14 protein-coding genes are annotated in these 11,043 nt (G+C 70.4%); 3 read left to right on the forward strand and 11 right to left on the reverse strand.

Features of this window, described 5'->3' with window-relative positions; all coding sequences use genetic code 11:
- Positions 1-87 precede the first annotated feature (87 nt).
- Entirely contained in the window at positions 88-267 is a 180-nt protein-coding gene (locus ACFWBW_RS33875; protein WP_385380948.1) for a hypothetical protein, read from the forward strand.
- Positions 268-350: 83 nt separating this feature from the next.
- On the opposite strand, the gene ACFWBW_RS33880 is transcribed toward ACFWBW_RS33875, so the two are convergent.
- Together ACFWBW_RS33880 and ACFWBW_RS33885 are read right to left on the reverse strand one after the other, a co-directional pair.
- Positions 351-674, reverse strand: coding sequence for a nuclear transport factor 2 family protein (locus ACFWBW_RS33880; protein ID WP_385380951.1), 324 nt, complete (start codon positions 672-674; stop codon positions 351-353).
- Between the two features lie 144 nt (positions 675-818).
- Positions 819-1,079, reverse strand: coding sequence for a hypothetical protein (locus ACFWBW_RS33885; RefSeq protein ID WP_385380954.1), 261 nt, complete (start codon positions 1,077-1,079; stop codon positions 819-821).
- A 472-nt stretch (positions 1,080-1,551) separates the two neighbouring features.
- Between ACFWBW_RS33885 and ACFWBW_RS33890 the strand changes: the two genes are divergently transcribed.
- Positions 1,552-2,613: an RCC1 domain-containing protein gene (locus ACFWBW_RS33890; RefSeq protein WP_385380957.1), complete on the forward strand. Its 1,062-nt coding sequence runs from the start codon at positions 1,552-1,554 to the stop codon at positions 2,611-2,613.
- Positions 2,614-2,751: 138 nt separating this feature from the next.
- Here ACFWBW_RS33890 and ACFWBW_RS33895 read toward each other — a convergent pair whose 3' ends face one another.
- The 4 genes from ACFWBW_RS33895 to ACFWBW_RS33910 form a co-directional block, all read right to left on the reverse strand.
- A complete protein-coding gene (locus ACFWBW_RS33895; protein ID WP_385380960.1) occupies positions 2,752-2,898 on the reverse strand; it encodes a hypothetical protein in 147 nt (48 codons plus the stop codon).
- Positions 2,899-2,987: 89 nt separating this feature from the next.
- The gene (locus ACFWBW_RS33900; RefSeq protein WP_385380963.1) at positions 2,988-3,158 is read right to left on the reverse strand and encodes a hypothetical protein; all 171 of its coding nucleotides are present in this window, start codon (positions 3,156-3,158) and stop codon (positions 2,988-2,990) included.
- Positions 3,159-4,226: 1,068 nt separating this feature from the next.
- Entirely contained in the window at positions 4,227-4,355 is a 129-nt protein-coding gene (locus tag ACFWBW_RS33905) for a hypothetical protein (RefSeq protein WP_385380966.1), read from the reverse strand.
- 269 nt (positions 4,356-4,624) lie between these two features.
- A complete protein-coding gene (locus ACFWBW_RS33910) occupies positions 4,625-6,115 on the reverse strand; it encodes an NAD(P)/FAD-dependent oxidoreductase (protein ID WP_385380969.1) in 1,491 nt (496 codons plus the stop codon).
- A 645-nt stretch (positions 6,116-6,760) separates the two neighbouring features.
- On the opposite strand from ACFWBW_RS33910, the gene ACFWBW_RS33915 reads away from it, so the two are divergent.
- Positions 6,761-7,534: a GDSL-type esterase/lipase family protein gene (locus ACFWBW_RS33915; protein WP_385380972.1), complete on the forward strand. Its 774-nt coding sequence runs from the start codon at positions 6,761-6,763 to the stop codon at positions 7,532-7,534.
- Positions 7,535-8,010: 476 nt separating this feature from the next.
- Here ACFWBW_RS33915 and ACFWBW_RS33920 read toward each other — a convergent pair whose 3' ends face one another.
- The 5 genes from ACFWBW_RS33920 to ACFWBW_RS33940 form a co-directional block, all read right to left on the reverse strand.
- On the reverse strand, positions 8,011-8,139 hold the full coding sequence (locus ACFWBW_RS33920) for a hypothetical protein (RefSeq protein WP_385380974.1): 129 nt from the start codon (positions 8,137-8,139) through the stop codon (positions 8,011-8,013).
- A 100-nt stretch (positions 8,140-8,239) separates the two neighbouring features.
- Entirely contained in the window at positions 8,240-8,416 is a 177-nt protein-coding gene (locus ACFWBW_RS33925) for a hypothetical protein (protein ID WP_385380977.1), read from the reverse strand.
- Positions 8,417-8,580: 164 nt separating this feature from the next.
- Positions 8,581-8,964 carry a hypothetical protein gene (locus ACFWBW_RS33930; RefSeq protein ID WP_385380980.1) on the reverse strand — a complete coding sequence of 128 codons (384 nt, stop codon included), beginning with the start codon at positions 8,962-8,964 and terminating at the stop codon, positions 8,581-8,583.
- Between the two features lie 456 nt (positions 8,965-9,420).
- Positions 9,421-10,080, reverse strand: a complete 660-nt coding sequence (locus tag ACFWBW_RS33935; RefSeq protein WP_385380983.1) for an HAD family hydrolase — start codon at positions 10,078-10,080, stop codon at positions 9,421-9,423.
- A partial coding sequence (locus ACFWBW_RS33940; protein ID WP_385380986.1) for a prenyltransferase/squalene oxidase repeat-containing protein occupies positions 10,077-11,043 on the reverse strand: 967 nt, incomplete at its 5' end. The genes ACFWBW_RS33935 and ACFWBW_RS33940, both read right to left, overlap by 4 nt.

Below are 11,043 nucleotides of genomic sequence, written 5' to 3' on the forward strand. Positions count from 1 at the left end.
TACGGGCGAGTAAGACCCCCGCGACGGCAGCTACGGCGTCCGGGGCCGGGCGCGGATGGCGGGGCGCTCCAGAAGGAGTTGGAGGCCTTGGCGCAGTACGTCGCGCGGGCGGGCCGGCGGCCGGGGCGCCGCGTCGCGCAGGTCCTGGCCGACGCGAGCGAGCACCGCGCTGGGATCTGGGTCGGGAACATCAAAGCCCGCCGTGACCGGCTCGATCAGGCGCAGCTCCGCGCGCTCGCCGAACTCGGCACCGACCGGGCCCCATAGCGGGGACGGGGCTGTTCCGGGTCTCCGAAACAGCCCATATATCCCGTCCCGTTGATCCGGCCGGGCTGGTCGGGAGGGGTCGCTCAGGCCTGGCCGGTCTCGAATCGGCTCACGAGCCCGCCGGGCGCGACGGTGAACCGCCAGGCAGTACGCATCTCGCCCCAGATGTCGTTGCGGAAGGAGACGATCAGGGACCGCCCCTCGTCGTCCTGCTTCTCGACCGTCATGTGACCGTTGGCGGCGAAGATCTCCTTATCGGCCCAGCCGGTGATGTCGCGCTCCGAGCCGTCATCGGCCATGGTCGCGTCCGCGGTGAGGGCGGCCTGGAAGGCTACCCGGTCATTTTCGTTGACGGCATCAACGAAGGCGCGAACGGCAGGGTCGGACAGCTGGTCAGGCTTGATCACGAGAACCTCCAGAAGGTCGGACGGTAAGGCATCTCGATCATGAAACATCACCGTGCAGGAGCCACACCTCGCTCTTCACCCATTCGGCCCCAGACGGCTTCCAGTACTGCCGGATCCCGCCCCCGGCACCCCCGGGCGGCCGGCTCACGAACGCGGGTAGCCGTGGCCCGGCGGCGGGTACTCCTGGCCTGGAGGTCCGGCGACGCCGAAGAGGACGATCCGCTCGAACTCCGACAGCTCCCCCGGCTGCCCGTCGTCAACGGCTTCGTCGATCGCCCTCAGCAGCCGCATCGAGCGCTCCTGATCTGCCTTGGCCCGCGGCGGGGCAGCAGCGAGCCCGCCACCACCCGGGCCCAGCGCATGGCCGGCCTCGAGACCTCGCTCGACGGCGGCGTCCCCGAACACGAGCGGCCCACCTTCGTCGAATAGCCCGCCGCCCTAAACACCCCCGGGTACGCCCCCTGGCTTTGTTCACGGGTTGTGAAGCCTGTTCGTCACAGCTTCGGGAGGCAGCGGCTGAGAGGGGATGGCGATGTTCACGAGAACGGGAGGCGATGCGCAACGGCGGGCCGCGTGACGGCGTCGGAGCCGCGCCGCTGGAGCGGCTGCGCCGCCCGCTGACGCGGACGGCAGGCATGGTGTTCGCCCGGTTGTTGGAGCGGGTCGCTGCCATCCGGGGACGCCGCGAGCCACCCCGGGCAAGGGGGCTTGTGGTGTTGGTGGGTTGTGACTTCAGGCCATGGCGGTTGGAGGTCGGCCATTTTGAACTCGGCTACGGAGAGTCGCGGCGCGCGTACACGTTGCAATAGGGAGGGTGGGGTGGTCGAAGTGTCGGAGCGCTGTGTAGTTGTTCTGCACAGCGTGAGAGGAGGCGGACATGACCGTTGACCCGTGGGTGAAGGCGTGGGGTGTGAACACGCAGGAGCAGTTGGGCAACGGCTCGAACAACGCGCAGCGGACGCCCGCCGCCGTGATTGGCTTGGCGTGTGAGGATGTGCGGGAGCTGGTTGCCGGTGAGGGCTTCGCCGTGGCGCTGTTGCGCGATGGGACGGTGAAGAGCTGGGGAGTGAACGCTTCGGGGCAGCTCGGCAACGGCACCGCTACCGGGCAGCCTGTTCCCGCCACGGTGCGCGGACTGTCCGGGGTGTCCGCGGTGGCTGCGGGCCGCAACCATGCGCTGGCCGTCAAGGGCGGACGGGTGCTGTCCTGGGGCGAGAACGCCCACGGTCAGCTGGGCACCGGCGAGACCACATCATCGAAGGTGCCGGTCCTTGTGCCGGGCCTGGACAAGGTGCGGGCGGTCGGCGCCGGTGACGGGTTCAGTGTTGCCCTGCGCCAGGACGGCACCGTGTGGACCTGGGGGCAGGGCGCGGCCGGCCGTCTCGGTACCGGCTCGACCGCCGACGGGCACGCTCCCCAGCAGGTCGCAGACCTGACCGATGTCGAAGCGATCGCGGTCGCAGACGCTCACGTCGTGGCCCTGACCGCCGACGGCACCGTCCACGCATGGGGTGCCGGCGCCGATGGCCGGCTGGGCAACGACAGCAAGGCGGACAGCAGCACCCCCGTGGATGTGGCGCATCTGGACGCGGTGGCCAAGGTCTTCACCGGCGCTGCTTCCTCCTTCGCCGTACAGGAGGATGGTTCCGTCCACGGCTGGGGAGCCAACGCCAGCGGTGAACTCGGCGACGGCACCAAGACCCCCCGCGCCACTCCGGTCTCCCTCGACGGCCTGCGCGGCGTCCAGCACGTGGCGAGCGGCGCCGGTCACACCCTCGCCGTCCTCGGTGACGGCTCCGTCATCGCCTGGGGAGCCAACCAGGACGGACAGCTCGGCGACGGCAGCACCACCAGCCCATCGGCCACGACCACAGCCCTGCCCCCCGGCAGCGGCATCACCTTCGTAGCCGCGGCCGACCGCAGCAGCTACGCCTACTGACAGCACAAGCAGGCGGCCTCCCCCGGAAGGAGAAGCCGGGCGGTCGCGTCCACCCCGGAGCAGGCGCACCGCTCCCGGGAACGCACGCCGGCGGTCACCATGACGGTGACCGCCGCCGTTTCCTGCACAGTGGCTGTCTCAGCTCGCCCGCTCGAAAATGAGGTTCACATCAGGGCAGTTGGCCGTGTACGCCAGCAGCGCCTCGCGCACCTCCTGGTCCACCGCCAGGCCCCAACGGGGCTTGACGGCCACCCCTCGCCGACGTACCAGCAGTGCACCAGCCACGCGTCAACCGCTGAACCGATGCCCCGAGGCCGGTAGCCAGCGCCTTTGTCCCAGCGACCCGGCCACCGAGGACGCCCAGACCGCCAGCACTACTCCCCGCGACCGGCGGTGCCGCCCAACGTCATGAACAACGCCTCGGCGCTGACGACCAAGGCGACTCCCGAACTGCTGTCAAAACGCTGCTCTTCGACGCACGCAAAGCCCAACAACACCACCGGAACCGCACCCACTGTCGCCCGGTTCAGCAGCAGGGCCGCCACCCAATCCAGAGGCGGCCCCGCGCTGCTCCACCGGCTCTGGCCATTTCCCAGCTGGTTGTGGTGTGCACTAGCAAGGCCGGTCCGCTTCGCGCGCGGCTGGCTGGCTGGCGTACGAGGGAGGGGGCGGGGAACGGTCGCGGCCTACCCCTTATGCGTTTAGTAACGCAGAGCAAGGATGACAGTCCCCCGCCCCCGGTGCCGACCCTGCATCCAGGTCAAACACAAAAGATGTGGCGGTCAGTCAGATTGCATTCGCCGTACGCCGCCACCAAATAGCGGATCAAACGCCTTCCGAAATCTGACGCCCGTGCCGCAGTGGGATTTATCCCCCCAGAAGGGCGGTGATCAGGTGCAAGATGGCGCCAAAAATGCCAATAGAGCCGGTTCCAGGAAGCAGCACGGGAAACTCCTATCAGGTAGTGGTAACTGCAAACCGACAACGGCGGTGTCGCCGGACTCGGAATGGTCAGTCGCTCCTCATCACCCGCACGAGCACACAAACGTAGGCCAGTAGGCCGGGCAGACACCCGCCCGCGCCCACCCCAAGTGACCTTGGCCCTGTCCTCGGCTGCGGCTTCGGCCGCCCGGTGGTGCGGGCAAGACCACACCACATAGAGACGGGGACCGGGCGCCAGCACCGACCCGGTGACGGATCGTGGAGGGGCCGTCCACCCTCACGGGGATGCACGGCCCCCTCCACTATGTCCGGGCCATCTGGGCCTGCCGGGGCGAGGCTCCGCGGCCTTCCAGACGAGTGCTGAGGCCTCGTGCAGCACCGGAAACAGGGAGGGGCCGCCGGCGCGCGGCCACGTCGAGCGGCTCCCGGGCGGCAGCGCGCATCAGACCAGGGTGGATCCTCAACCAGAAGCAGCGCCCCGACCGGCTCACCCCCGGCGCCACTGGCCGCGCTCACCGACCTCGTTACAGGGCCGGGATGTTGCCCCGCTCTGCCACGCAACTCGAGAAACCCGGCCGCACTGCCGGGGCTTTCCCCGTTCAGTCCCCCTGTATCCCCGCCCGAATACCCAGCGGCAAGCAGCCGCCGGCAGTCTTCAGGTACTCATCCGATCACTCGTCCCACTCCACCTCACCGCCGCCGATGTTGAAGTTGGCGCCCAGGTCGAGGGCGAGATCCTCGAAGCCCGCCGCCTCCACCGTGTTCTCCTGCTCCTGCTCCTGCTCCTGGTTCTCGCTCACGAGCACTCCTCTGCCTTCCGGACCGCGAAGAACCGCAGTCATGATCAGAACGATGCTCAACCACGCTAGTGCCCCCGGGGACGCAAAGGCAGCCGTTCAAGATCTCTGCTCCCACCCGGCACAGTCGATGTTCCCCATGTACCGGTCGCCGGCTTCGGCCGACAGGCACACCCGTGCGGCAACCCGGTATCCGGGTTACATCGTCAGAAACTTGCCCGCCCGCCCACACCCCCCTGCGATGCGGTGGATTGTGCGGGCCAATACCTCGATCAGGCGCGGTCGTGTCGGGCGAGGTGTGAGGCGGCGAGTTCGCCAAGGGCCGGGCCGGTGGTCTCGTAGGCGAGGGGGGCGAGGTCCGGGGGTGGAATGTAGCCGTCGGGCATGGCCGCGTAGGCGCGTTCCATCAAGTCGGCGTAGGTGGCGGCCAGAGCTTGGGGCCAAGCGCCGGTCAGTGGGGGCCGCATGCGGGCCTCGGCGGCGAGCGCCGCGTGATGCGCGGCGGCTTCGGCTGCTGCCTGTTTGGCGGTCAGGTCGGTGATCAGCGGCCGGCACGGCGTGAACGCGGCCAACGGGCCCGGCAGCGGGCCGGGAGTGGCGCACGAAGCCAGGACGGCGTCGGCCAGGGTGGTGGCGATCAGTGGTGAGGCGTGCAGGCCGTCGCGGTGCGTGCCCGACGCCACCCACAGGCCCTCCTTGTGGGTGGGGCCGATGACGGGGTGGCCGTCCAGGGACAGCGGCCGGTTGCCGTGGTGTGTCCGCACGATGCCGGCGGTGGCCAGGCGGTGGTCGAGCTGGCTCAGCGCGGCATCGAGGAGGAACCGCAGGGCCCCGGCCGTGGGCCTGGCAGCGGGGGCCAGGCAGGGGTGGGCGCTGGCACCGATGTAGAGGGTGCCATCTGCCTGGGGGACGGCGTGCAGGCCGCAGGCGTAGGCGCGGTTGGGTGTGCGGATCACCGCGGGTGACGCCTCGGGGCTGGTGACGGTGACCGCGGTGCCGGCCGCTGCCAGGACGGGCACGACGGGCAGGTCCGGGTCGAGGGCTTCAAGGAGCGGCGTGGTCCAGGCGCCCGCCGCCACGACCGCCCGCGGGGCACGGAACACGCCTCTGGGTGTGTCGAGGAGGTAGCCGCCGGCCGGGGCCGTGGTGAGAGTGCCCGCAGGTGTGCGGAGGGTGTTGGGCAGGGCTGCGAGGGCCGCATCCAGGGTGTTGAGCCAGGCCCGGGCATCGATGAAGCCTTCGTCGGGCAGGTACCAGGCGCGCAGGGCACGGTCGTTGTCCAGCGGCCGGTAACCAGGAATGTCCGCAGGGGCGGTCTCCCGGCAGCCGAGACCGTACTCGGCCGCCGCGCGGGCGACAGCGGTGAAGGAGGCGTCGTCCAGGGCGGAGGAGACCGCGTTCAAAATCATGAACGTGCCCGTGCCGTACCCGTCCCGGTGTGGGGCGTTGGCGCCGGCGTGGGCACGGACCTGCTCCCGCCAGGCCGGCCAGCGCCGTGCCGCCTCGACCGCGATCTCGGTGCGCAGTCGGCCGTGCCGGGTCCGCATCGCGTGATCGGTGACCTCGCCCAAGGCGCCGAGCATCGCCCCCGCCGCACCCGACGCCGCCGTCCGGCCACCGTTATCCCCCTTGTCCCCGTTGTCGCCGGTGTCGCCGGCCAGCACCACCCGGACCGACGGCTCCGCCACCGCGAGCGCGAACGCCAGTGAACGGCCTACCGCCCCCGCCCCGACCACCAGCACATCCGCACCCTGAACCTCCATGCCGACTCCTCCGCCCCGTGCCCGGACCCACCGCCCGGGCGCATCCGCCATCTGGTCATCCCTCACGCGCCATCGTCCACGGCGCAGGTGCTCTGCGACGAGCGTCGGCTGCGAAAGGCCAGAAGACCCCAGCCGTGGAGCGGAACCGGTCGGGCAGGGTGGCGACGGCCCCGGCCGCCGCCGAAACGGTCGCGGCTCAGGGCTGCGAGGGCGTGGAGATCGGCGACGACGGAGTAATCGAAGGTCAGCTCGCGCGGCAACCCCGCTTCAGGGACCCACTACCCCCTCCTTCGGCCACCTCGCCCCGCATCTTGAACGAGCATCCTGCGCATGCCCGCGAGCATCTGGGCCGACCCGAACCCGGCCCTCAGGGAGGGCCGAGGGCCTGCTCTACGTCCAGGTCCGGTCTCTGGTCCTCCGGCGTCACCGCCGCGACCCGGTGCCGGCGGAACCGCGAGTCGAGCTCAAAGGCTTCGTCGTTGAGCTCCGGACGTCGTGCGCCAGGCGGGTGACGGTTGCGGGGCGCACGTTCGGATGGCTGGTCGAAGTTCCTCTTGCGGTGGACAGCCCGTGCCGACCGGTGATCGCGGGAGTTGTACAGGTGACATGCCTTTGTCCAAGACTGTGCGAAGAGGTGCCACCCCGATGTCCGAACTCTCACCGACCAACGCCCCGGATCCCGGCCGCGAGATCCCGATCATGATCGTCGGAGACTCCATCAGCCACGGCAGCAGCGGAGACTGGACCTGGCGCTACCGCCTCTGGAAGCACCTGCGCGCACAGCACGTCGAACTCGACCTCGTCGGCCCCAAGAACACCCTGGACAACATCCACACGCAGGAAGTCGGCGACGGCGACCACACCTACGCCGACCCCGAGTTCGACACCGACCACGACGCCCAGTGGGGCCGCCCGTACGTCACCGAAAAGGAGGAAATCGAAGCCAAGGTCGCCGAACACAAGCCGGACTACCTGCTCGTCCTCCTCGGCATCAACGACCTCGTCTGGTACGACATCGACCCGCCGAAGTTCGAGGCGAACCTGCGCGAGTTCATCGCCAACGCCCGCCGCGGCAACCCCGGCCTCGCCGCCGCCTTCGGCACCATCCTGGAAACCACCCGCGCCGTCCAGGAGCCGGAATTCGCGCTGAAGGTGGCCGGCGCCAACGACCGGCTGCGATCCGTCGTGAAGGAGCTCTCCAGCGAGGAGTCCCCGCTGTACATCGCGGAAACAGCCGCCGAGTTCGTGGCCGAGAGGCACACCTGGGACGGTACCCACCCCAACCCCAACGGCGAGATCCGCATCGCCGCCGCCTTCGCCGACATCATGGCCTCCGGCTTCGGTATCGGCGCGCCCTACCCCCGGCCCTACCCCGATGTCGCCCAGGTGACAGCGCAGGCCAAGGAAACCATCGACTGACACACGGCGACCCCCGGCCCGCGCCGCGCTACGCCCCCGGCTCCGGCTCCGGCTCCGGCTCAATCCCATGTCCCTGTGAAGGGTTGTACGGAGCCGGGAAACGGCGTGCCGGCTCGGAGTTCTCCAGCCGAACCGCGGCCAGGGCGCCACAGCTCCTGCACACCGGAACCTCGCCGGGAGGGGGCTGGGCTGGTGTTGTGGCCGCCGTGAAGCCGAAGCCAGGCCATGGCGCTGTCGGCCCGGCAGCCTGTGCGCAGAGTGCCCGAGTACTCGGGCAGGCCGCCTCACCCTTCCTCCGGCCAGGACGGGGCAGCCGCCCACGAGTCGCTACCGGGCGCGGGGCGGGCGTTCCAGAACTCTGGAACAGCCTGACGGGCCAAGGGGTGTCGGCCCGCGGTCGGCTCACGTCTCGGGGCAAGGCGCTGCCCAGCGGGTCTATGGGAGCCGGGGCCCGCTGGGCCTATGGCAGTCACCCGTCAGGGAAGACGCCTGTAGGTCCGCTTGGCGTCGGTGCCGACGCCTTTGAGTACCAACTCGAAGCCCTCTGCGCCGAACAGGTAGAGGACGGTGGTGTCGATGCCGCCGACGTTCAGCCGCTGGGTCATCCAGCTCTGGTCGCGGCGGCAGATCCCCTTGTACTGGCGGCCGTCACCGTACGTCCCGGCGTACTCCTGGCCCAGAGTGAACTGCTCGACATGCGTCCTGTCAGGGATCGGGCAGCGCGGCGCAGAAGAAGGTGGCGGACGTGCGGCTCGCCTCGGCGATCCGGCCCATCGCCTCGCGCCCACCGGGCCCCCACCCTTGGTGTCCGACGCCAGGGCGGCGAGCGGGCCGCGCCGGCCCGGCGCGGCGGATCGCCCGCCAGTCCACCTCCGTCCGCATTCGACTACGCGTAGGCGATCCCACGCCACTCGGACGGTGAACGGAGGACCATTCCTGGGGATGCAGAGAAAAGGGTCGTCCACCCGCCGGTGGACGGCCCCTTCCCGAGCGCCGCGCCCGGCACCCCCGCACCGGAGGCACGGGCGCGGCAAGGCGCGTGTCGTCTAGTGCACGGACGCGATGAAGCGGGCGTCCACGGCCGTGCCGCCGTTGTTGTTCCACACCAGGACGGTGATGGTGTTCGCCGCGTTGCCGCACTGGGGGGTGGGCGCGATGCGGAACGTGCGCTCGAACGCGTCGTACAGCTCGACCTGGACGACGCTGTTGGCGACATCCACGTCCGGGGCGACCCTCACGCAGTACTGGCCGGTGGCCGGCTTCGTCACGCTCACGATCTTCTTGTCCCGCAGCAACGCACCACCCGCCGAGACATCGGCAGCCGCCTGCACATACGGCGAATTGATGGGCGTCGCCGACGCCGCGGCCGGAGCCGTCAGAACACCCGCGAACGCGGCCATGGCCAGCACGACCGGAGTGAAACGAGACATGACTCTCCCAAGAAAATACGACCGAGCACTGAACGCCGGCCCGACTCACCCACCCTCCCAACCCGGAACATCCAAGATCGTTTCTGCTCCGACAAGATCCCCCGTATGGACGCGACACACCCTTACACCCACACCGCGAAGCACATGGATACGACCGAGGCGGCCCGTGCCGCACTCGACTGCGATCCGCCTGGTCTTGTTCACGGGCATGGGCTCTGGCTCACCTTCTGTGAGGGCCCCGGCGAGGTTCGAACAACCCATTCCGCGCGCAGCGAGGTGGTACGTCACGGGGCTGAAATCGCGCACCCTGGATTTCGACGGTGTAGCTCCTCGGGCCGGGACCGCAGCTTGCCGACAGGGCCAGCTGGCCGCCGGCATCTGCACGGAAGCGAGCCCGTTGTGCAGCCGAGCCCGTAGTACAGCCAGGGCGGGGCTGAGGCGCAGGGGGCGAGGAGGTCAGGTCCGTTGTGCGGTCCAGGTGCGGTTGCGGACGTCGATGACGGGCAGGCCGGCGGCCAGGGCGGCGGTGATGCCTTCGTCGGTGTTCTCGAAGGCCAGGCACTGGCTGGGCGGCACGGCCAGTTCCGCGGCGGCCAGGAGGTAGGCATCCGGGGCGGGCTTGAGGCGGGCGACGTGTTCGCGGCCGATGACGGTCTGGAACAGGTTGTCCAGGCCGATCGCGGCCAGGCCGGCGCGGACGACCTGGCCGTCGTTGGCCGAGGCCACCCCCATGGGCACGGTGCCCGCGAGGTGGCGTGCGAGAGTCACCACCCGCGTCACCGGGCGGGCCTGGCGGGCACGGGTGAGCCAGTGGGAGCGGGTGCGGGCCACAAACTCGGCGTCCGTCCCGGGCAGCTGGAGGCCGAGATCTTCGCGCAGCCGCTCGCGCAGGGCGGTCAGGTCGGCCAGGGGGGCGTTGTGCAGCCACGGTTCGGGGACGGTGAGGTGCAGGTCGGTGAAGCTGGCGCGGATGGCGTCGGTGTTGAGGGTGCTGGTGTCGACGAGGGTGCCGTCGAAGTCGAAGATCACGGCAGCCGGGCGCAGAGCGGCAACGAGCTCGTGGGCGTCGTCGTGGTCGTGGGCCTGTGTGTGCGGGCTGGTGGTGGTCGGGTTCATCGGTGGGCTCCGCTGGGCTGCTGTACGCGCGTGAGCGCCTGGCGCAGGGCGCGGGCGGTCAGGGCGTGGACCTGGGTGGTGGTGGCGGTGAGGAAGGGGCGGGGGCCGTACATGACGGGCAGGTCGTCCCAGGTGCCCTCATCGGTCTGGGTGTCGATGAGGAAGCGCAGGGCCCCCTCGACGGCTCCTCGAACGACCGCTCCCCGGGGTGGGTCGGGGTGGTGGGTGAGGGCGGTGACGGCCAGGCCGGTGGCGGTGGGGCTGGAGTGGGGTTCGCCCGGGATCCGGGGCCAGCCGCCGTCGGGACGCTGCGCGGCGAGCAGCGTGTCCACGGTGGGACGGGTGTGGGGGCCGGGTGGGAGCAGGGTGCTGATCTCGGCGGCGCCGTAGGCGGGCGGGATGTACCAGTCACTCCCCCAGCGGCCCCTTTCGCCGTGGTCGGCCAGCCAGCGGTAGGCGGGGGTGAGGTCGATGCCGGGCAGGGCGGCGGCCTTAATGCCGGCGGCCATGTGGGCGACGACGTCGGGGACGGGGTCATCGTCGCTGGAATGCCAGGTGGTCCACAGGCCCGCGCCACTCTGGCAGCGAAGGGCGTAGCCGGCCGCAGCGGTGCGGACTTTGTCAGCCCATTCGGTGTCGGCCAGGGCGAGGAGGGTGTTGCCGGTGGTGTCGTTGTCGGAGTCGAGCGGTGCGGCGCATGCCCAGCCGCCGTCCTCCTTCTGGGCGCAGGCGAGGAAGGCCAGGGCGGCGGGGAGAGCAGCCGCGTCGAAGGCGGGGTGGCCGCGCAGGGCGCGGACCATCAGGCCGGTGTCCCACACCTCGCTGACCAGGAAGCGCCAGGTGCCGTCGGGATGCTGGCCGGCCAGCAGGCTCTCGCGGCACCGGTGGGTGGCCGGGTGGTCCGGGGCCGTGCGGGTCAGCGTCAGGTGCAGCATGCCTGTGACCAGCGGCATGCCGTAGAAC

Origin of the sequence: Streptomyces sp. NPDC059957 (assembly GCF_042730015.1) — a bacterium.
Taxonomy (GTDB): Bacteria; Actinomycetota; Actinomycetes; order Streptomycetales; family Streptomycetaceae; genus Streptomyces.